This window comes from Burkholderia sp. KL41, assembly GCF_057005415.2.
On record NZ_CM174447.1, the window covers coordinates 1,056,211 to 1,079,956 of the forward strand.

Sequence of the window (23,746 nt, forward strand, 5' to 3'; positions counted from 1 at the left end):
GTCTGTTTACATATGGAACGCACATGCGTTGCCACGAGAACGGCCGCTCGCGAGGCGCGTGACGCCGCGAATACTGACGTATTCGCAAGGAGCGCAACGCGGCGAGCGGCCGTTCTCGTGGCAACCCGAAATTAAAAATCCATGTCACGGGAATGCCCGAAATCGCCCGTATGGCGGCGTCGCTCGTCGCTTGTCCCCCAAGGGGACTTCCTGCGGGGCGTTTGGCTCGGCCAAACGGCGCTCCTCACTTCTTGCCCTACGAGCGATTTCGGGCATTCGCATGTGCGTTCCATATGTAAACAGACCCTAGGAGCCCGGCGCCATCGCCGATGCCTTCGACACCGACAAGGGTATCTATGCATATGCATAACGGGCGTCGCTATACTGTCGGGGCGATTGAATGCGCGCCGCGCGCGGCGCGGCGGCGAATGAAACCGAAAGGAGGCAACGATGCGAATTCTGGTGGTGGGGGCCGGCGCGGTCGGCGGATACTTCGGCGGCCGGCTGGCCGCGGCGGGGCGCGACGTGACGTTCCTGGTGCGCGACGGCCGCGCGGCCGCGCTGGCGCGCGACGGGCTGCTGATCCGCAGCCCGCGCGGCGACCTGACGCTCGCGAACGTGCAGACCGTGCGCGCGGGCGACGCGGGTGCCGGCGTCGCGCCGTTCGACCTCGTGCTGCTGAGCTGCAAGGCGTACAGCCTCGACGACGCGATTCAGTCGTTCGCGCCGTTCGTCGGCCCGCAGACGCTGATCCTGCCCATGCTCAACGGGATGCGCCATCTCGACGTGCTGCGCGAGCGGTTCGGCGCCGCGCAGGTGCTCGGCGGGCTGTGCGTGATCGCGGCGACGCTCGATCGCGAGCAGCGCATCGTGCACCTCAACGACACGCACGGGGTCACGTTCGGCGAACTCGCGGGCGGCGAATCGCCGCGTGTGCGCGCGGTGGCCGAGGTGCTCGGCGGCGCGGGTTTCGATGCGACGCTCAGTGACGACGTGGCCGCGCGGATGTGGGAAAAATGGGTGTTCCTCGCGACGCTCGCCGCGAGCACGTCGCTGTTCCGCGCGTCGGTCGGCGACATTCTCGCCGCGCCGGACGGCCGCCGCCTGCTCGAGACGATGCTCGGCGAATGCAGTGCGATTGCCGAGTACAACGGCCACCGGCCCGATCCGGCCGCCATCGAGCGGATGCAGCGGATGGTGCTGACGCCGTCGCCGCTGACCGCGTCGATGCTGCGCGACGTCGAAAACCATGCGCGCGTCGAAGCCGATCACGTGATCGGCGACCTGCTCGCGCGCCGCGACCCGCAGGCGGCCGATGCGCTGTCGCTGCTGCGGATCGCGTACAACCACCTGAAGGCATACGAAGCGCGTACCGCGCGCGAGCACGCGGCCGCGTAAGCGCCGGGCGGGCGGCCGCCCGGCCGTTCCGCACTGCACAAATTTGCCATCCGGCGCCATTTGCGGCCGGAATGGGCAAAAAAGTATCGAAAATCAGGCGTAAAGTTGGTGGAGCCGCGCGCTCGATCGACCTACATTGCTTCCCATGCGACCGGTCGCGTCGCCGCGTGAAATACGCGGCGCACGCGCAAAACGAACCGGCCGGCGAGACACGGGAATGGAGACGCCCACATGATGCACCCCGATCTGGAAGTGGTCGAAGTGCGACGCGACGAGTCGTTCAAGGTCTGGTCGCACGGTTATCCGTATCGCACGATCCGCTGGCACTTCCATCCCGAATTCGAGCTGCACCTGATCGTCGCGACGCGCGGCAAGTATTTCGTCGGCGACCACATCGGCTCGTTCGGCCCCGGCCATCTCGTGCTGCTCGGCCCGAACCTGCCGCACAACTGGGTCAGCGACATGGCAGAAGGCGAAACCGTCGAACGCCGCAATCTCGTGATCCAGTTCGATCCGGTATTCGTGCGCCGCTGCATGGACGCGTTTCCCGAATGCCGCGACGCGCAGGCGTTGCTCGACGATGCGCGGCGCGGGGTCGGCTTCGACGCGGCGACCAGCGCCGCGATCGCGCCGCTGTTCGACGAACTGCTGGCCGCGCGCGGCATGCGCCGCATCGCGCTGTTCATGACGATCCTCGAACGGCTGTGCGGCGCGGCCGAACGCACGCTGCTCGCGAGCCCCGCATACGACCAGGCCGATGTCACGCCGACGCGGCTCAGCCATGCGCTGTCGTACATCGGCAAGAACCTCGCGTCCGAGCTGCGCGAATCCGATCTCGCGCAACTGACCGGGCAGAGCGTCAGCGCGTTTTCGCGCGCGTTTCATCGACAGACGGGCATGCCGTTCGTCCAGTACGTGAATCGTCTGCGGATTGAATCCGCGTGCCAGCTGCTGCTCGCCGACGACGCGAACATCACCGATATCTGCTTCCAGGCCGGCTTCAACAACGTGTCGAACTTCAACCGCCAGTTCCGCGCGGTGAAGAGGATGGCGCCGTCCGAATTCCGCGCACTGCAGCGCCTGAACGCGCGCAGCCGCGAACTGGCGCTGCACGCGGCGCCCACCGGCAATCCGCTGCCGCCGCGCGTCGTGACGCCCGGCGCGCCCGAACTCGCCCCGCAGCCCGGATGATCGCCGGGCCGCCGCCCGCCCGAGTTTTCCACGCCGTTTCACCCAGCCGATCGCGCCGCCTGCGTCGCGAGGGGCTTGCTCACCCACGAAAAAGCCTTATACAACCGGAGACACCGTCATGACGCCTGCATCGCCCGCCTCATCCCCCCGTCGCGCCGCCCGCCTGGCGGCGGTTGCCGCGCTCGCCGCCGCGGCCTGGCTGCCCGCCGCCGCCGTGCAGGCCGCACCGCTGCGGATCGGCATGACGTTCCAGGAGCTGAACAACCCGTATTTCGTGACGATGCAGAAGGCGCTGAACGACGCGGCCGCGTCGATCGGCGCGCAGGTCGTCGTCACCGACGCGCATCACGACGTCAGCAAGCAGGTGAGCGACGTCGAGGACATGCTGCAGAAGAAGATCGACATCCTGCTCGTGAACCCGACCGATTCGACCGGCATCCAGTCGGCGATCACGCAGGCGAAGAAGGCCGGCGCGGTGGTCGTGGCCGTCGATGCGAACGCGAACGGCCCGGTCGATTCGTTCGTCGGCTCGAAGAACTACGACGCGGGCGTGATGTCGTGCGACTACCTCGCGAAAGCGATCGGCGGCAGCGGCGAGGTGGCGATCCTCGACGGAATTCCGGTCGTGCCGATTCTCGAACGCGTGCGCGGCTGCAAGGCGGGGCTTGCGAAATACCCGAACGTGAAGCTGGTCGACACGCAGAACGGCAAGCAGGAGCGCGCGACCGCGCTGTCGGTGACCGAGAACCTGATCTCCGCGCACCCGAAGCTGAAGGGCGTCTTCAGCGTGAACGACGGCGGCGCGATGGGCGCGCTCGCCGCGATCGAGAGCTCGGGCAAGGACATCAAGCTGACGAGCGTCGACGGCGCGCCCGAGGCGATCGCCGCGATCCAGAAGCCGAATTCGAAGTTCATCGAGACGACCGCGCAGTTCCCGGCCGACCAGGTGCGTATCGCGCTCGGCATCGCGATTGCGCGCAAGTGGGGCGCGACGGTGCCGAAGGCGATCCCGGTCGACGTGAAGGTGGTCGACCGCGGCAACGCGAAGGGCTTCAGCTGGTGAACGACGTGCAATGCGACCCGAAGGGCGGCGGCACGGCCGGCGCCCTTCGTACGGAGAAACCGATGGACACGATACTCCGGCTCAGCGACATCGCGAAAAGCTTTCCGGGCGTGAAGGCGCTGTCCGGCATTCATCTCGAGATCGCACGCGGCGAGATTCACGCGCTGCTCGGCGAGAACGGCGCGGGCAAGTCGACGCTGATGAAGATCCTGTGCGGCATTCATCGGCCCGATACCGGCACGATCGAGATCGACGGCGCGCTGCGTCGTTTCGCGGACTATCGCGACGCGGTCGCGGCGGGTGTCGGCATCGTGTTCCAGGAATTCAGCCTGATCCCGCATCTCGATGCCGTCGACAACCTGTTCCTCGGCCGCGAGCTGCGCAACCGCTGGGGCGCACGCGACCGCAAGCGGATGCGTCGCGCGGCGGCCGGCATCTTCGCGCGGCTCGGCGTCGCGATCGATCTCGATGCGCCGATCCGTGCGCTGTCGGTCGCGCAGCAGCAGTTCGTCGAGATCGGCAAGGCGCTGTCGCTCGACGCGCGCATCCTGATCCTCGACGAACCGACCGCCACGCTCACGCCGGCCGAGGCCGGGCACCTGTTCGCGATCATGCGCGAGCTGAAGCGGCAGGGCGTCGCGATGATCTTCATCTCGCATCATCTCGAGGAAATCTTCGCGGTGTGCGACCGCATCACGGTGCTGCGCGACGGCCAGTACGTTGCGACGACCGACGTCGCGAGCACCGACGTCGAGCAGTTGGTGCGGATGATGGTCGGGCGGCGGATCGAGAGCAGTTTCCCGCCGAAGCCGGCGCGCGCGGCGGATGCGCCGCGGGTACTGGAGGTCGATGCGCTGCAGATCGAGCGCGACGGCCCCGTGAACCGCTTCGCGCTGCATGCGGGCGAGATTCTCGGCTTCGCCGGGCTGGTCGGCTCGGGCCGTACCGAAACCGCGCTCGCGGTGATCGGCGCGACGCGTGCGCATCGCAAGGACGTGCGCGTGCGCGGCGCGGCGGCGACGCTCGCCGATCCGGCCGACGCGTTGCGCGCGGGCATCGGCATCCTGCCGGAAAGCCGCAAGACGGAAGGGCTCGTCACGTCGTTCTCGATTCGCGACAACATCTCGCTGAACAACCTCGGCAAGTACCGGTCGATGCGCTGGCTGATCGACCGCCGCGGCGAGGCGCGCGCGACGCACGACGTGATGCGGCGCGTCGGCGTGAAGGCGCCGTCGATCCATACCGAGGTCGCGACGCTGTCCGGCGGCAACCAGCAGAAGGTCGTGATCGCGCGCTGGCTCAACCATCACACGTCGGTGCTGATCTTCGACGAGCCGACGCGCGGCATCGACGTCGGTGCGAAAGCCGAAATCTACGGGCTGATGCGCGAACTCACCGCGCGCGGCTACGCCATCATCATGATCTCGTCCGAGCTGCCGGAGATCGTCGGCATGTGCGATCGCGTCGCCGTGTTCCGGCAGGGGCGCATCGAGGCGACGCTCGAAGGCGACGAGATCGATCCCGACACGGTCATGACCTATGCCACGGCCGGCACGCGAGGAGCGACCCATGAACCTGCCTGATTCTTCTTCCACGTCTTCCCCGACCCTCGCGGCTGCCGCCGGAAACGGCGACGCACCGCCGCCGCGCGCGATGTGGGCGCAGTTGCGACGCTCGACGCTGTTCTATCCGCTCGTCGGCCTGATCGTCGTGTGCATCGCGATGATGATCGCGAGCCCGAGCTTCCTGTCCGCCGCGAACCTGGAGAACGTGCTGCGCCAGGTGTCGATCAACGCGATCATCGCGGTGGGCATGACCTGCGTGATCCTGACCGGCGGGATCGACCTGTCGGTCGGCTCGGTGATGGCGCTGTCGGGCACGCTCGCGGCCGGGCTGATGGTGGCCGGCGTGAACGCGGTGGCCGCGCTCGCGATCGGCATCGCGGTCGGCCTCGGGTTCGGCTTCCTGAACGGCCTGTTCGTCGCGTTCGCGGGGATGCCGCCGATCATCGTCACGCTCGCGACGATGGGCATCGCGCGCGGCCTGGCACTGATCTACACGGGCGGCTATCCGATCGACGGGTTGCCCGACTGGGTCGCGTTCTTCGGCAGCGGCAAGGTGTTCGGCATCCAGGCGCCGGTACTGATCATGCTGGTGGTCTATGCAATCGCGTGGCTGCTGCTCGACCGGATGCCGTTCGGCCGCTACGTATATGCGATCGGCGGCAACGAGCAGGCGACGCGGCTCACCGGCGTGCGCGTGGCGCGCGTGAAGCTGATCGTCTACACGCTCGCCGGGCTCACGTCGGCGCTCGCCGCGATCGTGCTGACCGGGCGGCTGATGAGCGGGCAGCCGAACGCGGGCGTGGGCTTCGAGCTCGACGCGATCGCGGCCGTCGTGATGGGCGGCACGTCGATCTCGGGCGGGCGCGGCGCGATCCTCGGCACGCTGGTCGGCGCGCTGCTGCTCGGCGTGCTCAACAACGGGCTGAACATGATCGGCGTGAACCCGTATGTGCAGAACGTGATCAAGGGCGGAATCATCCTGCTCGCGATCTACATCAGCCGCGAACGGTCGCGGTAACGTGCGATCGATCAGACATCCGAATCATCAACGAAAGAGACAACTCATGACGACACCCGAAGCCCCGCCGCGGATGACCGCGGTCGTTTGCCACGGCCCCGAGGACTACCGCGTCGAACAGGTCGCGAAGCCGCGCCCCGGCACGAACGAACTCGTGATCCGCATCGCCGCGTGCGGCATCTGCGCAAGCGACTGCAAGTGCTATACGGGCGCGAAGATGTTCTGGGGCGGCCCGAACCCGTGGGTCAAGGCGCCCGTGATTCCCGGCCACGAATTTTTCGGCCACGTCGAAGCGCTCGGCGACGGCGCGGCCGAGCACTTCGGCGTGACGGTGGGCGACCGCGTGATCGCCGAGCAGATCGTGCCGTGCGGCAAGTGTCGTTATTGCCGGTCGGGCCAGTACTGGATGTGCGAAGTGCACAACATCTTCGGCTTCCAGCGCGAGGTGGCCGACGGCGGGATGGCCGAATACATGCGCATTCCGCCCACCGCGATCGTCCACAAGATTCCGCTCGGCGTGTCGCTCGAAGACGCCGCGATCATCGAGCCGCTGTCGTGCGCGATCCATACGGTGAACCGCGGCGACCTGCAGCTCGACGATGTGGTCGTGATCGCCGGAGCGGGCCCGCTCGGGCTGATGATGACGCAGGTCGCGCACCTGAAGACGCCGAAGAAACTTGTCGTGATCGACCTGATCGACGAGCGGCTCGAACTCGCGCGCGAGTACGGCGCCGACGTGACGATCAACCCGGCGCGCGACGATGCGCGCGCGATCGTCCGGTCGCTCACCGACGGCTACGGCTGCGACGTCTACATCGAGACGACCGGCGCGCCGGTCGGCGTGAGCCAGGGGCTCGACCTGATCCGCAAGCTCGGCCGCTTCGTCGAGTTCAGCGTGTTCGGCGAGGATGCGACCGTCGACTGGTCGATCATCGGCGACCGCAAGGAGCTCGACGTGCGCGGCGCGCACCTGGGGCCATACTGCTACCCGGTCGCGATCGACCTGCTCGCGCGCGGGCTCGTCACGTCGAAAGGCATCGTCACGCACGATTTCGCGCTCGAGGAGTGGGACGACGCGATCCGCGTCGCGAAATCGCCCGAATCGATCAAGGTGCTGCTGAAGCCGGCCCGCTGACGGCCGGCGTGCGCCTCACCGGAGACATCATGGAATACGTCATAGGCGTGGACATCGGCACGCAGAGCACCAAGGCGCTGCTCGTCGACCGGCACGGCACGATCGTCGCGCGGCGCTCGGCCGGCTACCAGCCCGATACGCCGCGCCCGCTGTGGGCCGAGCAATGGCCGCAGGTGTGGTTCGACGCCGTGCTCGAATGCATCGCCGGCTGCGTGAGCGATGCGCGCGCGCAGGGTGTGCCGGCCGACGCGATCCGCGCGGTGTGCGTGGGCAGCCTGTACGGCGGCTCGGGCGTTCCGGTCGACAGCGACATGCGGCCGGTCCATCCGTGCCTGATCTGGATGGACCGGCGCGCGACCGCTGAAGTCGACTGGATCAATGCGAACGTGAACGTCGAGCGGTTGCGCGTGATCACGGGCAACGGCGTCGACAGCTATTACGGCTTCACGAAGATGCTGTGGCTGCGCGACCAGCGGCCGGACGTGTGGGCGAACGTGCGCTACTTCCTGCCGCCGAACGCCTACGTGATCTACCTGCTGACCGGCGAGGTCGCGGTCGATCACAGCTCGGCCGGCAATATCGGCGGCGTGTACGACGTCGCGCGCCGCGAATGGTCCGACGATGCGCTCGACATGCTCGGCATCCCGGCGACGATGATGCCCGAGCGGCTCGTCGAATCGACGGACGTCGTCGGCGGCCTGCTGTCGCAATGGACGGAGCCGCTCGGGCTGCCGGCCGGCACGCCCGTCGTCGCGGGCGGTGTCGATGCGGCCGTCGCGACCTTCGCGGCCGGCGCGACGCGCGCGGGGCAGCATGTCGCGATGATCGGCACCAGCATGTGCTGGGGTTACGTGAGCCGGCACGTCGATGCGCGGCACGGGCTCGTCAGCATGCCGCACGTGTTCGACGGGCAGCGCGACCTGTACGTGTTCGGCGGCGCGATCACGGCAGGCGCGTCGGTCGCGTGGTTTCGCGACCAGTTCTGTCACGCGGAGATCGATGCGGCACGCCTGCTGCCGCACGGCGATCCGCACGTGTTGCTCGAGGAGGCGGCCGAAAGCGTGCCGCCTGGCGCCGATGGCGTGCTGTTCCTGCCGTACCTGATGGGCGAACGCAGCCCGGTGTGGGACGCGAAGGCGAGCGGCGCATTCGTCGGGCTGAGTCTCGCGCACACGCGCGCGCACCTGTATCGCGCGGTGCTCGAAGGCGTCGCGTTCGCGTTGCGGCACAACATCGAGGCCGGCCGACGCGGCGCGGCCGCGCTCGACGACCGGCTGATCGTCGTGGGCGGGGCCGCGCATTCGGCGCTGTGGATGCAGATCATCGCGGACGTGACGGGCTTCCCGGTGTGGACGATCGAGCAGGACGTCGAAGCCGCGATGGGGGCGGCCCTGCTCGCGGGAGTCGGGGTGGGGCTCGTGTCGCACGAGGATGCACAAGGCGGATGGGTCACGCTCGTCGAGCGCGCGCGGCCCGATGCCGAACGCGCGGCAGCCTATACGGCGCGCTTTGCGCTCTATACGGCGCTGTATCCGGCGCTCGAACCGATCATGCACGGGTTGCACACGCCATCATGAAAAGTCGATTCGATTTCGGCGGTTCGCGGGTGCTCGTCACGGGTGCGTCGAGCGGGATCGGGCGCGCGTGCGCGGTCGCGCTGGCGCGGGCGGGCGCGCGGGTCGTCGCGGCGGGGCGCGACATGGCCGCACTCGACGCGCTGGCCGGCGAGGCTGCGTGCGAGACGTTGCGCGTCGATGTCGGTGGCGACGAGCATGCGATCGATGCGGCGCTCGCCGCGCACGACGCGTTCGACGGCCTCGTGAATTGCGCGGGGATCGCGTCGCTCGAATCGGCGCTCGACGTGAGCGCCGCGCATTTCGATCGCGTGATGGCGGTCAACGCGCGCGGCGCGGCGCTCGTCGCACGGGCCGTTGCGCGGAAGATGATCGCGCGCGACGGACGTGGCGCAGCGCAGGCAAGGGGCAGCATCGTCAACGTATCGAGCCAGGCCGCGCTCATCGGCCTGCCCGCGCATCTGGGTTATTGCGCGTCGAAGGCGGCGATGGACGCGATCACGCGCGTGCTGTGCATCGAACTCGGGCCGCACGGCATTCGTGTGAACAGTGTGAACCCGACGGTCACCCTCACGCCGATGGCGCAGTTCGCGTGGAGCGAACCTGAAAAGCGTGCGCCGATGCTGGCCGCGATTCCGCTCGGGCGATTCGCGGAGCCGGACGAGGTCGTCGAGCCGATCCTGTTCCTGCTGAGCGATGCGGCATCGATGGTCAGCGGCGTATCGCTGCCGATCGACGGCGGGTATACCGCGCGTTAGCCAGCGTCATGCGCGGGCGCCGCATGACCGGAACCCGTGGCGAATGCACGGAGAATGCCCGGCGCGGCCGCCCGGCGGCTAGACCGGGTCCTTGCTCGGCGGTCCGTCCGGTTGCTGCGGGTTGTCGTGATGGCCGGGCGGCGACGACAGCGGGTCGTCTTCCGGGTCGCGGTTCGGGTCGGCCGGTGGCTCGGGCGTCGGGGTCGTGTGATCGGTCATGGAGAACTCGCGCAGTGCGTGACGGCGGTGGCGCGGCGGGGGCGCCTCGTCTCCGTTATAGGCAATCGGACGTGCATTTGCAGCGGGATTGTCGCGGTGGGGCGCCGGTCGTCGGTGCAATCCGCGCAGGCGCGGTTTTCGTGCCGACGCCTGCTGCGCCGGAGCGGGCCATGCGCCGCTCCGCGTGCGGGGCGGGATCGGCGTCAGCGCAAATCCGCGGGCGTATCGACGTCGCGCACGATGCCCGGATCGTCGACGTCCAGCAGCCTGACCGGTGCACTGGCGAACAGCGCGCGGGCGCCGGTGTCGCCGTCGAGGGCGGCGAGCGCATCGAAGTGGTGCGCGGCGAAACCGACCGGATGGCCGCGCGCGCCGCGATGCGCGGGTGCGACGATCGACGCGTCGTCGGCGTCGAGTGCGCGTGTGACGCTTTCGTAGGTGGACGCCGCGATCCACGGCATGTCGCCGAGCGCGACGAGCCAGCCGTTCGCGTCGGGTGTCGCACGTACGCCGGCCGCGAGGCTCGCACCCATGCCGCGCACCGCGTCGGGTGCGTAGACGACATGGCAGCCGGCTTCGTTCAGCAGCATCGCGAGTTTTTCGGCACCGGGACGCACGACGGCGATCACGTCGGCCGTGGCCGCCGCGAGACGGCGGGCGGCCGCGACCGCAACCGGCGTGCCGTCGGGAAGCAGCGCGAGCAGCTTGCTGTGCAGGCCGCTCGGGTCGAAGCGTTGACCGAGGCCGCCGGCGAGGAGGACGCCGGTGGCGAGTGACGCATAGGACATCGGCGCGGGGGAGAGTGATGCAGGTGCTGCGATTGTGCGGGAGCGGGCAAGGATCGACAAGTGAGGATGTTACCGGGGCGGGTTCGTTTCGTCGGACAGAACGTCAGCGCGCGGCTTCGTCGAGCGTGCTTTCCTCGACGGGACCGTAAATTGCGTGCGGCTGGTTGTGCATGACGGCCCAATAGCGGTCGCCGAATGACCAATGCCACCATTCCGACGGGTAATTGGTGAAGCCGGCGCCCGTCAACGCGGCGATCAGCACCTGGCGGTGGCGGGCGGCAGCCCGGCTGATGAACGGGTTGTGCGTATAACACGCGCCGGATGATTCCCGGTCGGTTGCGTCGAGCACGCAGCCCATGTCGAGCTCGACGCCATCCGTCGAGATCAGTGTCAGGTCGACGGCCGCGCCCGTCGGATGGGCGGCGACTTCCGGCGGCGCGACGTAGTGGCTCGTCAGCGCGACCAATGTGTCTTCGTCCGGCAGCGGGTTCAGCGTCCGGCGCAGGTGCGCGAGATGCCGGGTGAAGTAGTGGCGTTGCAGCGCCAGCGGACGATAGCCTTCCTTGACGTACAGGCGCAGGCCGTCGGGCAGCGCGTGCGCGGCGGCGATCAGCCGTTGCGCCACACCGTGACGCACTTTCAGGAAATGCCGGCTCGAGTGTGCGGTGTCGTCGCGGCCGGGATCGACGGCGATGCGGTCATGAAAACCGGCGAGATCGACAAACCCTTCGTGCGACTCCAGCAGGGCGATCGAGCGGACAACCGGATCGGAGAGCGATATCACGATAGCGGACGAAATGGCGCAATGACGCGATGACGGTTGCGGGCCATGAGCCGGCGCCGAGGCTGGCCGGCCGAGGTCGTTTTTGTCAGACGATTCGCCAATATGCCAGAGTCCGGCAAAGGATGCGCGGCGGTTTGGATCGCGGGCAGGCGACGCTCACCAGAGCGTCTTGACGTGCGCGTAAGCGCGGATTTTTTCGTCGCGCGTGACGAGCGGCACGCCGAGCCGTCGAGCGGTCGCAACGATCATGCGATCGGCCGGATCCTTGTGGAACGTGCCGGGGAGGTTGGTGGATTTCGCGGCGATGTCGGCGTCGACGGGCACGAAGCGCATCCCGTCGATCTGCGCGACGGTGGCGAGCCATGCTTCGACCTCCATCGTCAGTGCGAGGCGGTCGTTGCGCACCAGCATCGCAATCTCCCACGCGGAGATCGCGGACGCGGCGAGCGCGCCTTCGCTCCGGGCGCGATCGATCGCGCTTCTCGCCTTCCTGCTGAGCGACGGGTCGCCCGCCACCCACCATACCAATGCATGTGTATCCAGCACGATCACCGCGACGCCTCCCAATCATCTTCCGCAATCGGATCGAGAGGATTGTCATAGCGCATGACCGAACCGCGCAATATGTCCAACGGCTGAGCTTCGCGTGCGTGATACGGCCGGATCTCGAGCGTCGGCTTGCCGTGATCGGTGACGATCAGGCTTTCGCCCGACGCCTCGACGAGCCGGAAGTATTCGAGTGCGCGAGCCTTGAATTCGGATTTCGATACGGGAGCGTGCGGCATCATGATATGAGCATGGTCATTTGACGATGGTCATTTTAGTCATGGAGTCCGACGCAGCGCAAGCGCCGGGGGGCAGCGTTACCCGTTCGCGTTACGCATCCGCCCACTTCCTCAACAGGTTGTGATAAATCCCCGTCAACGCAATGACCATCGGGTCCTTCGCGCCTTTCTCGGCGGACAGCGCCTGAATCTGCGTATCGAGCTGGAACAGCAGCGTGCGGTCGCCGTCGTCGCGCACCATGCTCTGGATCCAGAAGAACGAAGCCACGCGCTCGCCGCGCGTGACGGGCGTCACCTGATGCAGGCTCGACGCCGGATACAGCACGAGATCGCCTGCCGGCAGCTTCGCGCGATGGGTGCCGTACGTATCCTCGACACACAGCTCGCCGCCGTCGTACGCATCGGGTTCCTCGAGAAACAGCGTCGCCGACAGGTCGCTGCGCACGCGGAAATCCGTGCCGCGCAGCAGCCGGATCGCGTTGTCGACGTGCGTGCCGAACGTCTCGCCGCCTTCGTAGCGATTGAACAGCGGCGGAAACACCTTGAGCGGCAGCGCCGCCGAAAAGAACAGCGGGTGGCGCGCGAGCGCGTCCTGGATCGCGTCGCCCACCGCACGCGCGGCAGGCGAGCCTTCCGGCAATTGGCGGTTGCGTTTCGCGAGCGCCGACTGCGTGCCGGACGTCGCGTTACCGTCGACCCATTCGGCCGCATCGAGGTGGTCGCGGCATTGCGCGACCTGCGCCTTGGTCAACACGCCGGGGATATGAAGCATCATGTTGCGGATTCCATAACGTGCGGCTGCGGCTGGGGTTGCAACTGCAGCGCCGCCGCACGAAACGCGTCGATCGGCGACGACGCGAGATACGCGCGCATCTTCGCGACGAACGCGGGGGTAGCGGTGGCCGGCACGCGCGCGAGCCAGCCGAGCGCTTCGTCGATGCGCCCGCGCTCGGCAAGCAGCCGCGCATAGTTGAACTGGCCGCGGAAGTCGCCGGCGACGGCGGCGCGGCGATAGTGGTCGAACGCGGCGTCGGGGTCGGCCGGTACGACCCAGCCGTCCTCGTAGAAGCCGCCGATCAGGTTGATCGATTTCGCGTGGCCGAGCGCGGCCGCGCGGCGGAACCAGTCGAGCGCGTCGGCGCGGTTCTCGTCGACGCCGTTGCCGAGCGCGAGTGCCGTCGCGTAGTTGTACATGCCCCAGTCGAGCCCTGCCTGCGCGGCGAGCCGGTACCAGTACACGGCGACCGGCGCGCACGCGGCCGTGCCCCAGCCGAACTCGTAGCAGCGGCCGAGCATGTTCATCGCCATCGCGTGGCCGGCCCGCGCCGCATGCCGGAACCAGTTGAACGCGGCCGCCGGGTCGCGCGCGACGCCATGCCCGTCGAGCAGGTACTGCCCGTAGACAGCCTGCGCATCGACGATGCCGTTGTCGGCCGCCGCCGCGACCCACGCGGCGGCGCGCTCGGGCGGCCCGGCCAGGATGTCGGCGAACTCGCGCGGCGATACCGACGCGAGCGCCTTCAGCGACACGGCCTCCATCGATCAGTAGCGCGCGTTCAGCGTGACGAACGCCGAGCGGCCCGGGGCGATCGACGCGTAGTGCGCCGGGTATGCCTGGTCGAAGTAGGTGCGGTTGAACAGGTTGTTCACGTTCAGCTGCAGGTCGAGCTTCTTGTTGATCCGGTACTGCGCCATCGCGTCGAAGCGCCAGTACGACGGCACCGCTCGCAGGTTCGCGGGATCGCCGAACACTTCCGACATGTAGAACGCGCCGCCGCCGACCGTGAACTTCGGCGTCACGTCGTAGTTCGACCACATCGTGAGGCTGTGCTTCGGCGTGTTCGGGAAGCGGTTGCCGTTGTTCGCCGCGTCCTTGCCGTTGTCGCGCAGCGCGCTCTTCATGTACGTGTAGCCGCCGAACACCTGCCACTGCTTCGTGATCTGCCCGGCGACGCCGAGTTCGAGACCCTGCACGCGCTTGTTGCCGACCATCGCGTACTGGTTGTTCGGCAGCGTCACGCGTGCGTTCGTCGTATCGATCTGGAACAGCGCGGCGGTGAGTGACAGCTTGTCGTTCAGCACGTTCCACTTGGTGCCGAGCTCGATGCTGCGGTTCTTCTCGGGAGACAGTTGATCGGCGTTCGGGCCGACACCGCCGCGGCCCGGCGTGAGCGACTGCGTTTCGCTGCCTTCGCCGAGCAGCATGCCGGCCGGCGTCGACGACGTCGCATACGACGCGTAGATGCTGCCGTTCTGCGCGGGCTTGAACACGAGGCCGGCCTGCCAGTTCACGAGCGTGTCGTCGCGCGTATAGGTTTTGCCGCCGTTGGCCTTGGTGTCGGTGAAGCGGGTCGAGTAGTCGTCGACGCGCACGCCGGCGTTGACCTGCCAGCGCGGCGTGATCTCGATCGTGTCGAAGCCGTAGATCGACTTCGTCGTGGTGCGTGCATGCGCGTAGTCGTTGTTGCGCGTGATCGAACCGGCCCACGGGTCGTTCGGGTTCGGCGACCACAGGCTCGTGCAGTTGTAGCCCGATGCGGCGCCGATGCCTTTCTGGCAGACCTTGCCGGTGTCGGTCGCGACGTTGTAGCTGTCGCGCTTGCCCCATTCGCGCGTCAGCTCGATGCCGGTCGTGAAGCTGTGCTTGAACGGGCCGGTGCGGAACTCGCCGAACAGCTCGGTCAGGTTCGCCAGGCTGTTGATCGAGCTGTCGCGGTTGTTGTTGCGGCGCCAGACCTTGCCGTTCACCACGTTGCCCTGGCTGTCGTCCGGCTGGGTCCAGATGTAGTCCTGCGTCGATTCCGTGTAACGCGTGGTGTTGCGGATCGTCAGCGCCGACGTGATGTCGTGCTCGATCTTGATCGTGCTGATGTCCGACGTGGTCTTGCGGAAGTCGCGGTCGATCAGCCCGTAGAAGTTGTGGCGGTCGACGGGGGCCGGATAGATCGTGCCGACGTTCGCCGGTTTGTTCGACGCCGTATAGAAATACGGGATGCCGCCGTCGGGCATGTCGTCGGTCGACAGGTGGTAGTAGCTCGCGGTTACGCGCGTCGGCGTGCCGAGGCCGAACGCGATCGACGGCGCGACGCCCCAGCGCTCGTTGTTGACGGCGTCGCGGCCGGCGACGTCGTTGTTGTGGCTCATCAGGTTCAGGCGGAACGCGGCGTGATCGGCGAATTGCCAGTTGCCGTCGGCCGTGAAGCGGCGATAGCGGTCGGTGCCGAGACCCGCGCTCGCGGCGGCGGTGGTGCCGAGGTGCGGGGCCTTCGTGATCAGGTTGATGCTGCCGCCCGCGCCGCCGCGGCCGCCGTATGCGCCGTCGGAGCCCTTGGTGATCTCGATGCGTTCGGTATTGAAGATCTCGCGTGTCGTGGCGCCCGTGTCGCGCATGCCGTCGACGAACATGCTGCCCTGCGTGTCGTAGCCGCGGATGAACGGACGGTCGCCGAGCGGGTTGCCGCCTTCGCCGGCGCCGAACGTGATGCCGGGCACGGTGCGCAGCGCTTCCGTCAGCGTCGACGCGCCGCTGTTCTGGATCAGCTCCTGCGGGATCACGGTGACGGATTTCGGCGTGTCGACGAGCGGCGCGGTGAATTTCACGGAAGCGGAGAAATCGGCCTTGTAGCTGTGCTCGGCCTTGCCCTGTACCTCGATCGGCGCGAGATGGCCTTCGGTGCCGGCCGGGGCGGGCGGCGGCGTGCCGTCCGCCGCGAATGCCGGGCTGGCGGCGAGCACGCTGCACAGGGTGGTGAATTTACCGAGCTTCAGCTCGTCGGGACGTGACTTCATGGTGCGCTTCGACCTCGCGGTGTGGCCCCGGGGCGGTGCGCTGCGGAAATGTGCACGCCGTCGGGAATTATTACGATTTGTTTTCAGGCGGCATTCTATGTAATTTCATCGTGAATGAGAAGCGTTCTTGTTCTCGTTTGTTAGGGAATTGTTGACGAATGTGACGGGGGCATTGCGGAGGGAAGATTGGCCGAATGACCAGATAGGAAGGGCTTGTCGGGCCGGTTAGAGTCGCAGTGTCGCGATTCACTTGGTATGACAGCAAAATGCTAATATGACTGCATTGAAAGCAATCTTGATGAGGCGCACCATGCCGGTGATCACCGTCCGAAATCTGTCCGATGAAGTGCATCGAGCACTTCGCATTCGCGCGGCCCAACATGGGCGCAGTACCGAAGCCGAGGTGCGCGACATTCTCGAACAGGCCGTTCTTCCGGGCGGGCGGCTCAAGCTGGGAACGATGCTGGCGGCAATCGGGCAGGAGGCCGGCGGATTCGATTTCGACGCCCAGCGCGACAAGACGCCTGCCGATCCGATGAGCTTCGAATGATCCTTGTTGATACGAATGTCATTTCCGAACCGCTACGACGCGAGCCGAACGCGGCCGTGATCGAGTGGCTCGATGCCCAGAATGTCGAAACCTTGTTTCTGGCTGCGATCAGTCTCGCGGAAATACGATTGGGCGTGGCTGTATTGCCGGAAGGACGCCGGCGAGAGTGGCTGCATCAGAGCATCGAGCAGCGCGTGCTGCCATTGTTTCGCGGACGAATCCTGCCATTCGACGATGCTGCGAGCAAAGCGTATGCGAGCCTTCGCGCACGCGCTCGTGCCGCAGGTGTCGCAATTGCACCATCCGATGGTTTTATCGCCGGCACGGCCGAAGCGAACGGCCTGATCGTCGCCACGCGCGACGTCACGCCGTTCGAGGCAATGGGGATTCGCGTAATCGACCCGTGGGCGCGCTAGCGAGCCCACGGCTGCCGGCCCCGCAGGCTGCCCCGCAATTGAAAAACGCGCCGTGCGATGCGGCGCGTTCTGCTTCAGGCGGGCGCGCCGCCAACCTGAAACGACGGCAGGCGGGCGCGAGACCCTGGATGCGATTCAATCGACGCCGTGAAACACCGCGTCCTCCGGCCCGAGGTATGCCGGCGGGCGCCACGTCGCGTCGCGCATCGAATGCTGGACGAGGTTCTCGACGCCGAGCAGCACCGCGAAGATCGCCATCCGCACCGGAATGCCGTTGTCGGTCTGACGGAAGATCGCGAGGCGCGGGTCGCGGTTCAGGTCGACCGACAGGTCGTTCGCGCCGGGCCGGCTGTCGCGCGGCAGCGGGTGCATGATCAGCGTGTCGGGCTTGCACACCGTGTCGACGAGCGCCTGGTTGATCTGGAAATCCGGCGTGTAGCCTTCGAACGACTCGTCGGTGAAGCGCTCCTTCTGGATCCGCGTCGCGTAGACGACGTCCGCGCCGCGCAGCCCGGCCGCGAGGTCGGTGGTCTGCTCGATCACGTGGCCGTTCGTCGCGATCTGGTCGACGATGTAGGCCGGCATCTCGAGCGTCGGCGGCGACACGAGCGTGAACTTCAGCCCGCGGTACAGCGCGAGCAGCTTGACGAGCGAGTGCACGGTGCGCCCGTACTTGAGGTCGCCGACCAGCGCGATGTGCGCGCCGTCGACGATCTTGCCGAGCCGCGAGAACTCGCGCTGGATCGTATAGAGATCGAGCAGCGCCTGGCTCGGGTGCTCGCCGGGGCCGTCGCCGCCGTTGATCACGGGCAGGTTGGTCGCGCGCGCGAACTCGGCCACCGAGCCTTTCTCCGGGTGGCGGATCACGAGCGCATCGACGTAGCCGGCCATCACGCGGCTCGTGTCGTAGATCGATTCACCCTTGGCCATCGACGAGAACGTGAAGCCCGTCGTGTCGCACACCGAGCCGCCGAGCCGGCAGAAGGCGGCGCCGAACGACACGCGCGTACGCGTGCTGGCTTCGAAGAACAGGTTGCCGAGCACGGCGCCTTCCAGGACGCGCGAAATCTTGTGGCGGCGTGCAATCGGCTGCATCACGTCGGCGACGCGAAACAGCGCCTCGACCGATTCCCGCGAGAACTGGTCGACCGACAGCAGTTGCGGCTTGCCTTCGAAAAAGAACTGCTTGGCGAGCCCTTGATTATCTACGCTTTGCGTATAGCTGCCGCCTTCCGGTGCCGAGCGCTCGACGATTTCCGACACGAAGCGCTCGACGATCTCGGGCATCCCGCGCGATTCCTGCGAATCGTCGGGCAACAGCCAGGTGTCCAGCGCGCGCCGGCTGACGCCGATGCGGTTGGCGAACGCTTCGCGGGTCATGTTGAGGCGGCGCATCGCGTCGCGGAGGAAGGCTTGCTGGGGAACGGTCATCGGCGGCTCCTGGCGGAAAATATACGCGGTGCGTATATTAGTTCCTGGCGCGTTGAAGTCAAGGAAAATCTGCGCGAACCGGCTGTGTGGCCCGTGTGACATGCGGCGGGTTCGTAGTGGCGCGTCGCGGCCGTCTCCGTATAATCAGGTCAGGCCCCGTGCCCGGCGTCTTGCCGGGCACGGGGCCGCATACGATTCGCCCGTCGGGCTTGTTGATTCGAAGGAGAATGAGAATGACGCGTACGATTGCTGCAATGCTGCTGGTAGTGACCGCCGCGCTCGCCGGTTGCAACACGGTCGCCGGCGTGGGCCAGGATATTTCGAAGGGTGGCCAGGCGATCAGCGATACGGCTGAAAAGGCCAAGTAAGCCGGCCGGTTTCGGAATGCAGAAAGCGCCGGGCCGTCCCGCGATTGCGGGGCGGCCCGGCGCTTTTTTTTCGACCGGCGCCGACGCCGGCGGCGTCACGCGTGTTCGACGAACGCGTAGCGGCCTTCGATCTTGCGCGGCGTGAACCAGCCGTAGTCGGGGAACATCCGGTTACGCACGTACCAGACGTAGCCCACCAGCAACGCGGTGATCACGAGACTCGGCAGCGCGGTCGACGGATCGCGTCCGAGCTCGGCGATGGTCTTCGGCAACTGCAGCAGCGACAGCAGGATGAACGCGTGATAGGCGCCGACGCGATGGGTCGCGAAGCCCCAGATGAACAGCAGCGACAGCGGAACGGTCAACGCCAGGAACACGGCCACGAGGCCGGTGCCGGCGCCGCTTGCGAAGAAGTAATACGCGAGCACGAGGCTGATCGCCAGTTGGGCGATACCGAGCGCGACCAGGATCCGGACGTGCACCTTGTTCTTGCGGCAGCGCTCGGGGTCGGGGCGCGATGCGATCAGGTGCGCGAGCACGCGATCCTTGAGCCCCTGTCCGGACAGTTCGGCAAGCGCGTCGGCCTTCCTCGTTCCCGCGGAGAGCAGCGCCGCGATTCTTGTTTTGGCTTCCTTCCTGTTCATTGCGTGTCGGATTGTTGTTCGATGGTTGTCAAAGGGGCCGGCCACGCGAATATTGCATCTTGCGGGGTGGTGCGCAATCGATTTGCGGCACGCGGACACATTCCTACAGTGGCCGGGGCGCGGGCCACGGCGATGTGACGGGAGGAAGTGGCCGCCGTTGCCGCGATCCCGCGATGACCGCAGTCAGTCGGCGGCGGTTTGAGCGGGGGTGGGCGCGGGGCTGGCTGGCCGGGCATCGTGCGTGTCGACGAGCCGCTCGCGCCGCCGCGTCGCGCCGACGAGCATGCCCGCGACGACGAGCGCGATGCCGGCGACCCGCGTGACGTTCAACGTTTCACCGAACAGCGCGACCGCGAACAGCACGGCCGAGACCGGCGCGACCGCCGTGAACAGCGCGGCCTCGGTTCCGCTGGTGCGCGCCGAACCCGCGTACCAGCACAGGTAGCCGAGCACGGTCGGCACCAGCGCGTAGTAGGCGATTGCCGACACGGCGCCGACAGTCCAGCCGTCTGCGACCGCGTGCCATTCGCATACAGCCGGCACGAGCGCGAGCACGAAGCCGAGGCCCGACATCGCGGTGGACAGCGCGAGCGGCGGCAGCGGCGCGGCAAGGCGCCGGTTGAGCAGGATGAATACGGCTTCGCATGCGACGGCGGCCAGCACCAGTGCATCGCCGGCAAGCGTCTGGAGCGACGGCAGCGCGTGGCCGGGGGCGAACGTGACGAACAGCACGCCGGCCGTGGCGAGCGCGGCGGCCGCCCAGTCGCGCGGCGTCTGCCGCTCGCGCAGCACGACGGCCGCGATCAGCGTCGACATCGCGGGCAGTGTGCCGAGCATCACGCCTGCGTCGAGCGGCGACGACAGCTTCGTGCCGCTGATCAGCAGCACCGTGTAACCGACGCCGCCCGCCGCAGCCTGGATGACGAGCAGCACGCCGTCGCGGGTGGAAATGCGTGGCCAGCGCATTCGCTGCGCGCGCATCAACGCGAACAGCAGCGGTGTCGCGATCAGGAAGCGCAGCGCGGTGGCCGTGAACGGCGGCAGGCCGCCTGCCGCGAGACGGCTCGCGATGACGGTGCTGCCGACGCCCGCCATCGCGGCGGCGAGATAGAGATAGCCGATCAGTCGTGTCTTCATGCGCCGCATCGTCGCGTGTGGCGGCATCGCGCGTCTTGAACGAAATTGCAACGGGCGCGGGCGCGTCGAGGGCCGTGCGTGGGGCGTTGCGCGCGTGCGTTCGTGCAGACTGCTGCCGAAGCCGAAGCCGAAGCCGAAGCCGAAGCCGAAGCCGAAGCCGAAGCCGAAGCCGAAGCCGAAGCCCAAGCCCAAGCCCAAGCCCAAGCCCAAGCCCAAGCCCAAGCCCAAGCCCAAGCCCAAGCCCAAGCCCAAGCCCAAGCCCAAGCCCAAGCCCAAGCCCAAGCCCAAGCCCAAGCCCAAGCCCAAGCCCAAGCCCAAGCCCAAGCCCAAGCCCAAGCCCAAGCCCAAGCCCAAGCCCAAGCCCAAGCCCAAGCCCAAGCCCAAGCCCAAGCCCAAGCCCAAGCCCAAGCCCAAGCCCAAGCCCAAGCCCAAGCCCGAGCCCGAGCCGCGCCAGCCGTCGTCGACGTCGGGGCCCGCCTTCGATCGCCTTGCGACCGATCGCGTTGCGCGGGGACGCAGGGCATCAACCGACCTGCGTAAACCTCCCAGGCGTGATCCCGAACTGGCGCGCGAATGCACGCGTCAGGTGGCTCTGATCGGCAAAGCCGGCTTCGGCCGCGGCATCGGCGATCGGCAGGCCGCTGGCGAGCAGCGCGCGTGCCAGCCGCGCACGCGACTGGATCAGGTAGGCATGCGGTGTGATGCCGAGTTCGCGGGCAAACCCGCGCAGCAGCTGGAAGCGGCTGACACCGCTCAGGCCGGCCAGCTCGGCGAGCGAAACGGGGGCGGCCGGTGCCGCGTCGAGCCGCTCCCGCGCGATGCGGATCGCCGGTGCAACGCCCGCCGTCGGCAGCGTGCGGTTCGCGTGCCGGGCGAGCAGCCCGGCGACGAGCATCACGAGTGCCTCGTCGCGGGCAAGCGGCCGGGATTCCCCCGCGACGATGTGCGCATGCAGCCGGCCGACGGCGGCCGTGAGCCGCGCGTCGCGCACCGCCGGATGCGCCAGCTCGATGCCGCCGAGGCCTTCTTCCTCCGCGACGCCCGCGACCAGCGCGGGCGCGAGATACAGCATCCGCCAGCGCCGGCCCGTGCCGGCCTCGATCGGCGAACCGTCGTGCATCTCGCCCGGGTTGACCATGATCGCGTCGCCGGCCAGGGCGTCGACCTGCCCGCGGCCGCTCCACGACCGGTGCGCGCCGCTGACGATCACGCCGACCCCGAATTCGTCGTGCGCGTGGCGCGGAAACGCGCGGTCGGATTCGAGGCTGATTGCCTCGATGCCTTCGCCGGTCCGTCGGTAGTGGGTGACGCGGTGCATGTGCGCTCCTCGCGCCGGTCGCGGCGCGGATTTCGTGCACTTTAGCGCGTTCCGGCGGCGCGCGCCCTTCATCCTCTTGGCCGATACCGCGCATCGCGCGCAGCCCGCACCATGTGCACATGAGCAGCGTACACGGCCCGCCGGGCCTGAAGCTGCGCGGGAGACGGCAGGTGGAACAACAGGATCCGGTATTCATTCAGGTTGGCGCGCTCGCGGACGGCTTCGCGCCGGAAGCGAACATCCTCGCATCCGTCGATGCGCTCGCCGGGCATACGCTGACGCTCGGCGACGCGTCGGGGGCATGGCGGGTCTACATGTTCGAGCCGGGCGCGCTGCAGTGGCGCGACGCGGCGACCGACACGGGCGGCCGCGAGCCGTGCCGCGTGACGCGGTTGCGCAACGGGCTGTACTTCGTCGACTACATCGATTCGTCAGCCCGCGCGACGTCGGTCAGTCTCGTGATCGATCTCGACAACGGGGTATGGACGTCGGTTGTCGGCACGCTGCCGACCGAATCAGACACGCGTATCGACGCATTCACGCGGGTTGCGCGCGGGCTGCCGCTGACGGGCGTCGAGGCCGGTTTCCGGCACGGCACGCTCGGCGGCCATACGCAGCCGGGGCCGCTGCACGGGCCCACGCGCGAGCTGATCGGCAAGCGGACGATGTACCGCTACAGCCCGACCGAATGCTACGAGCACATCTACCTGAACGAGAACTTCTACGCGTGGCAGTGCCTGCAGGGTGTCGAAGGCGGGCTGGCCGATGTCGACCGCTGCCATTACTTCAGGATTGCAGAGGAGCTGTATCTGTTCGTGTGGCGCGAAAAGGTGGTGCCGACGCTCGGCGTCGTGCTGATCGACCTCGCGCAGCGCAAGACCGACGGCAAGATCTTCGGCTACCAGGGCGGCGATTTCGGCACGCTGTCGAACTTCCCGATCGGCGCGCATGCGCAGGTGCTGAACGACACCGTGCATCCGCTCGACGGCGGGGCGCAGCGATGAATGCCGTGCCGGGCAGCGGCCACCTGCGGGCGGATTTCAGCGGGCGCGTCGTGCTCGTCACGGGCGCCGCGCAGGGGATCGGCGCGGCGATCGCGCGCCGTTTCGCGGAATCCGACGCGTTCGTCGCGCTCGCCGACCTGAACGGCGAGGCCGCCGCCGCGCAGGCCGACGCGCTCGCGAGCACGGGCGGCGAGGCGCGCGCCTATCGGGTGGATGCGGCCAGCCGCGACCAACTGGGCGCGTTGGTCGCGGCAGTCGAGCGCGATGGCGGCCGGCTCGATGTCGTCGTCCACAATGCCGCGTATTTTCCGCTGACGCCGTTCACGCAGATCGACGAGCCGACGCTCGACCGGACGCTGTCGGTCAACCTGTCGGCGCTGTTCTGGCTCGCGCAGGCCGCGTTGCCGGCCTTCGGGCGCGCGGGGGCGGGGCGGCTGCTCGTCACGTCGTCGGTGACGGGGCCGCGCGTCGTGTATCCGGGGCTCGCGCATTACGCGGCGTCGAAGGCGGGCGTGAACGGCTTCATTCGCGCGGCGGCGCTCGAGCTCGCACGCCACAACGTGACGGTGAATGGTGTCGAACCGGGAATGATCCGCACGCCGGCGGCAGGCAATCTTGGCGATGCGTCGGTTGCCGCGCAGATCGCGCGCGACATTCCGCTTGCGCGGATGGGCGAGCCGGAAGATATCGCGAACGCGATGCTGTTTCTCGCGTCGGCCGATGCCGCGTACATCACGGGGCAGACGATCGTCGTCGACGGCGGTGCGACGTTGCCCGAGAGCGGGGCGGTGCTGGGTGGCGAGTGACGGCT

The 23,746-nt window shown here is 67.8% G+C and carries 25 protein-coding genes; 13 read left to right on the plus strand and 12 right to left on the minus strand.

Annotated elements, in window-relative coordinates:
• The first annotated feature begins 450 nt into the window (after window positions 1-450).
• From panE to PQB87_RS22315, 8 genes are all read left to right on the plus strand, one after another.
• The gene (gene panE / locus PQB87_RS22280; RefSeq protein WP_111939401.1) at window positions 451-1,398 is read left to right on the plus strand and encodes a 2-dehydropantoate 2-reductase; all 948 of its coding nucleotides are present in this window, start codon (window positions 451-453) and stop codon (window positions 1,396-1,398) included.
• A gap of 231 nt (window positions 1,399-1,629) precedes the next feature.
• Entirely contained in the window at window positions 1,630-2,589 is a 960-nt protein-coding gene (locus PQB87_RS22285; protein WP_489243825.1) for an AraC family transcriptional regulator, read from the plus strand.
• A 118-nt stretch (window positions 2,590-2,707) separates the two neighbouring features.
• Complete coding sequence (locus PQB87_RS22290) at window positions 2,708-3,652, plus strand: substrate-binding domain-containing protein (protein ID WP_059686662.1); 945 nt, start codon at window positions 2,708-2,710, stop codon at window positions 3,650-3,652.
• Window positions 3,653-3,714: 62 nt separating this feature from the next.
• Window positions 3,715-5,235, plus strand: coding sequence for a sugar ABC transporter ATP-binding protein (locus PQB87_RS22295; protein ID WP_489243827.1), 1,521 nt, complete (start codon window positions 3,715-3,717; stop codon window positions 5,233-5,235).
• Window positions 5,222-6,235, plus strand: coding sequence for an ABC transporter permease (locus PQB87_RS22300; RefSeq protein ID WP_060066519.1), 1,014 nt, complete (start codon window positions 5,222-5,224; stop codon window positions 6,233-6,235). The genes PQB87_RS22295 and PQB87_RS22300 overlap by 14 nt, the downstream gene beginning before the upstream one ends.
• Window positions 6,236-6,281: 46 nt before the next feature.
• Window positions 6,282-7,370 carry an alcohol dehydrogenase catalytic domain-containing protein gene (locus PQB87_RS22305; RefSeq protein WP_489243831.1) on the plus strand — a complete coding sequence of 363 codons (1,089 nt, stop codon included), beginning with the start codon at window positions 6,282-6,284 and terminating at the stop codon, window positions 7,368-7,370.
• Between the two features lie 29 nt (window positions 7,371-7,399).
• Entirely contained in the window at window positions 7,400-8,947 is a 1,548-nt protein-coding gene (locus PQB87_RS22310; RefSeq protein WP_060066513.1) for an FGGY-family carbohydrate kinase, read from the plus strand.
• Window positions 8,944-9,702, plus strand: a complete 759-nt coding sequence (locus PQB87_RS22315; RefSeq protein WP_301863789.1) for an SDR family oxidoreductase — start codon at window positions 8,944-8,946, stop codon at window positions 9,700-9,702. The genes PQB87_RS22310 and PQB87_RS22315 overlap by 4 nt, the downstream gene beginning before the upstream one ends.
• A 78-nt stretch (window positions 9,703-9,780) precedes the next feature.
• On the opposite strand, the gene PQB87_RS22320 is transcribed toward PQB87_RS22315, so the two are convergent.
• From PQB87_RS22320 to PQB87_RS22355, 8 genes are all read right to left on the minus strand, one after another.
• Complete coding sequence (locus PQB87_RS22320; RefSeq protein WP_021158153.1) at window positions 9,781-9,921, minus strand: hypothetical protein; 141 nt, start codon at window positions 9,919-9,921, stop codon at window positions 9,781-9,783.
• 203 nt (window positions 9,922-10,124) lie between these two features.
• Window positions 10,125-10,709 (minus strand): nucleotidyltransferase family protein, encoded by a 585-nt coding sequence (locus PQB87_RS22325; RefSeq protein ID WP_021158154.1) that lies wholly within the window; start codon window positions 10,707-10,709, stop codon window positions 10,125-10,127.
• Between the two features lie 103 nt (window positions 10,710-10,812).
• A complete protein-coding gene (locus PQB87_RS22330) occupies window positions 10,813-11,493 on the minus strand; it encodes a M15 family metallopeptidase (protein WP_489243835.1) in 681 nt (226 codons plus the stop codon).
• A 156-nt stretch (window positions 11,494-11,649) separates the two neighbouring features.
• A complete protein-coding gene (locus PQB87_RS22335; protein ID WP_042973908.1) occupies window positions 11,650-12,045 on the minus strand; it encodes a type II toxin-antitoxin system VapC family toxin in 396 nt (131 codons plus the stop codon).
• Entirely contained in the window at window positions 12,042-12,281 is a 240-nt protein-coding gene (locus tag PQB87_RS22340) for a type II toxin-antitoxin system Phd/YefM family antitoxin (protein ID WP_011659184.1), read from the minus strand. The genes PQB87_RS22335 and PQB87_RS22340 overlap by 4 nt, the downstream gene beginning before the upstream one ends.
• An 88-nt stretch (window positions 12,282-12,369) precedes the next feature.
• A complete protein-coding gene (locus tag PQB87_RS22345; RefSeq protein WP_059485426.1) occupies window positions 12,370-13,053 on the minus strand; it encodes a Fe2+-dependent dioxygenase in 684 nt (227 codons plus the stop codon).
• The gene (locus tag PQB87_RS22350; RefSeq protein WP_060066503.1) at window positions 13,050-13,817 is read right to left on the minus strand and encodes a tetratricopeptide repeat protein; all 768 of its coding nucleotides are present in this window, start codon (window positions 13,815-13,817) and stop codon (window positions 13,050-13,052) included. The genes PQB87_RS22345 and PQB87_RS22350 overlap by 4 nt, the downstream gene beginning before the upstream one ends.
• Before the next feature lie 3 nt (window positions 13,818-13,820).
• Window positions 13,821-16,067: a TonB-dependent receptor gene (locus tag PQB87_RS22355; protein ID WP_059686649.1), complete on the minus strand. Its 2,247-nt coding sequence runs from the start codon at window positions 16,065-16,067 to the stop codon at window positions 13,821-13,823.
• A gap of 310 nt (window positions 16,068-16,377) precedes the next feature.
• On the opposite strand from PQB87_RS22355, the gene PQB87_RS22360 reads away from it, so the two are divergent.
• Window positions 16,378-16,617, plus strand: a complete 240-nt coding sequence (locus PQB87_RS22360) for a FitA-like ribbon-helix-helix domain-containing protein (RefSeq protein ID WP_021158161.1) — start codon at window positions 16,378-16,380, stop codon at window positions 16,615-16,617.
• On the plus strand, window positions 16,614-17,033 hold the full coding sequence (locus PQB87_RS22365; RefSeq protein WP_021158162.1) for a type II toxin-antitoxin system VapC family toxin: 420 nt from the start codon (window positions 16,614-16,616) through the stop codon (window positions 17,031-17,033). The genes PQB87_RS22360 and PQB87_RS22365 overlap by 4 nt, the downstream gene beginning before the upstream one ends.
• 135 nt (window positions 17,034-17,168) lie before the next feature.
• On the opposite strand, the gene PQB87_RS22370 is transcribed toward PQB87_RS22365, so the two are convergent.
• A complete protein-coding gene (locus PQB87_RS22370; protein ID WP_027789492.1) occupies window positions 17,169-18,464 on the minus strand; it encodes an aspartate carbamoyltransferase in 1,296 nt (431 codons plus the stop codon).
• 233 nt (window positions 18,465-18,697) lie between these two features.
• Between PQB87_RS22370 and PQB87_RS22375 the strand changes: the two genes are divergently transcribed.
• Entirely contained in the window at window positions 18,698-18,832 is a 135-nt protein-coding gene (locus tag PQB87_RS22375) for an entericidin A/B family lipoprotein (protein ID WP_021158165.1), read from the plus strand.
• A 95-nt stretch (window positions 18,833-18,927) separates the two neighbouring features.
• Here the strand turns inward: PQB87_RS22375 and PQB87_RS22380 are convergent, their stop codons facing one another.
• The 3 genes from PQB87_RS22380 to PQB87_RS22390 all read right to left on the minus strand — a co-directional run bounded on the left by PQB87_RS22380 (window position 18,928) and on the right by PQB87_RS22390 (window position 21,931).
• Window positions 18,928-19,476, minus strand: coding sequence for a permease (locus tag PQB87_RS22380; protein WP_174415215.1), 549 nt, complete (start codon window positions 19,474-19,476; stop codon window positions 18,928-18,930).
• Between the two features lie 183 nt (window positions 19,477-19,659).
• A complete protein-coding gene (locus PQB87_RS22385; protein ID WP_489243839.1) occupies window positions 19,660-20,613 on the minus strand; it encodes a DMT family transporter in 954 nt (317 codons plus the stop codon).
• 523 nt (window positions 20,614-21,136) lie between these two features.
• Window positions 21,137-21,931 carry an AraC family transcriptional regulator gene (locus PQB87_RS22390; protein ID WP_489243841.1) on the minus strand — a complete coding sequence of 265 codons (795 nt, stop codon included), beginning with the start codon at window positions 21,929-21,931 and terminating at the stop codon, window positions 21,137-21,139.
• Between the two features lie 170 nt (window positions 21,932-22,101).
• On the opposite strand from PQB87_RS22390, the gene PQB87_RS22395 reads away from it, so the two are divergent.
• Both PQB87_RS22395 and PQB87_RS22400 read left to right on the plus strand, forming a co-directional pair.
• Window positions 22,102-22,935 (plus strand): molybdenum cofactor biosynthesis F family protein, encoded by an 834-nt coding sequence (locus PQB87_RS22395; protein ID WP_048026766.1) that lies wholly within the window; start codon window positions 22,102-22,104, stop codon window positions 22,933-22,935.
• Window positions 22,932-23,741 carry an SDR family oxidoreductase gene (locus PQB87_RS22400; RefSeq protein WP_489243843.1) on the plus strand — a complete coding sequence of 270 codons (810 nt, stop codon included), beginning with the start codon at window positions 22,932-22,934 and terminating at the stop codon, window positions 23,739-23,741. The genes PQB87_RS22395 and PQB87_RS22400 overlap by 4 nt, the downstream gene beginning before the upstream one ends.
• The last annotated feature ends 5 nt before the right edge of the window (window positions 23,742-23,746 follow it).

Bases quoted from the DNA above. Each gene is read 5' to 3' on its own strand.
- panE (WP_111939401.1), top strand. From the start codon at position 451: ATGCGAATTCTGGTGGTGGGGGCCGGCGCGGTCGGCGGATACTTCGGC.
- PQB87_RS22285 (WP_489243825.1), top strand. From the start codon at position 1,630: ATGATGCACCCCGATCTGGAAGTGGTCGAAGTGCGACGCGACGAGTCG.
- PQB87_RS22290 (WP_059686662.1), top strand. From the start codon at position 2,708: ATGACGCCTGCATCGCCCGCCTCATCCCCCCGTCGCGCCGCCCGCCTG.
- PQB87_RS22295 (WP_489243827.1), top strand. From the start codon at position 3,715: ATGGACACGATACTCCGGCTCAGCGACATCGCGAAAAGCTTTCCGGGC.
- PQB87_RS22300 (WP_060066519.1), top strand. From the start codon at position 5,222: ATGAACCTGCCTGATTCTTCTTCCACGTCTTCCCCGACCCTCGCGGCT.
- PQB87_RS22305 (WP_489243831.1), top strand. From the start codon at position 6,282: ATGACGACACCCGAAGCCCCGCCGCGGATGACCGCGGTCGTTTGCCAC.
- PQB87_RS22310 (WP_060066513.1), top strand. From the start codon at position 7,400: ATGGAATACGTCATAGGCGTGGACATCGGCACGCAGAGCACCAAGGCG.
- PQB87_RS22315 (WP_301863789.1), top strand. From the start codon at position 8,944: ATGAAAAGTCGATTCGATTTCGGCGGTTCGCGGGTGCTCGTCACGGGT.
- PQB87_RS22320 (WP_021158153.1), bottom strand. From the start codon at position 9,921: ATGACCGATCACACGACCCCGACGCCCGAGCCACCGGCCGACCCGAAC.
- PQB87_RS22325 (WP_021158154.1), bottom strand. From the start codon at position 10,709: ATGTCCTATGCGTCACTCGCCACCGGCGTCCTCCTCGCCGGCGGCCTC.
- PQB87_RS22340 (WP_011659184.1), bottom strand. From the start codon at position 12,281: ATGATGCCGCACGCTCCCGTATCGAAATCCGAATTCAAGGCTCGCGCA.
- PQB87_RS22345 (WP_059485426.1), bottom strand. From the start codon at position 13,053: ATGATGCTTCATATCCCCGGCGTGTTGACCAAGGCGCAGGTCGCGCAA.
- PQB87_RS22350 (WP_060066503.1), bottom strand. From the start codon at position 13,817: ATGGAGGCCGTGTCGCTGAAGGCGCTCGCGTCGGTATCGCCGCGCGAG.
- PQB87_RS22355 (WP_059686649.1), bottom strand. From the start codon at position 16,067: ATGAAGTCACGTCCCGACGAGCTGAAGCTCGGTAAATTCACCACCCTG.
- PQB87_RS22360 (WP_021158161.1), top strand. From the start codon at position 16,378: ATGCCGGTGATCACCGTCCGAAATCTGTCCGATGAAGTGCATCGAGCA.
- PQB87_RS22365 (WP_021158162.1), top strand. From the start codon at position 16,614: ATGATCCTTGTTGATACGAATGTCATTTCCGAACCGCTACGACGCGAG.
- PQB87_RS22370 (WP_027789492.1), bottom strand. From the start codon at position 18,464: ATGACCGTTCCCCAGCAAGCCTTCCTCCGCGACGCGATGCGCCGCCTC.
- PQB87_RS22375 (WP_021158165.1), top strand. From the start codon at position 18,698: ATGACGCGTACGATTGCTGCAATGCTGCTGGTAGTGACCGCCGCGCTC.
- PQB87_RS22380 (WP_174415215.1), bottom strand. From the start codon at position 19,476: ATGAACAGGAAGGAAGCCAAAACAAGAATCGCGGCGCTGCTCTCCGCG.
- PQB87_RS22385 (WP_489243839.1), bottom strand. From the start codon at position 20,613: ATGAAGACACGACTGATCGGCTATCTCTATCTCGCCGCCGCGATGGCG.
- PQB87_RS22390 (WP_489243841.1), bottom strand. From the start codon at position 21,931: ATGCACCGCGTCACCCACTACCGACGGACCGGCGAAGGCATCGAGGCA.
- PQB87_RS22400 (WP_489243843.1), top strand. From the start codon at position 22,932: ATGAATGCCGTGCCGGGCAGCGGCCACCTGCGGGCGGATTTCAGCGGG.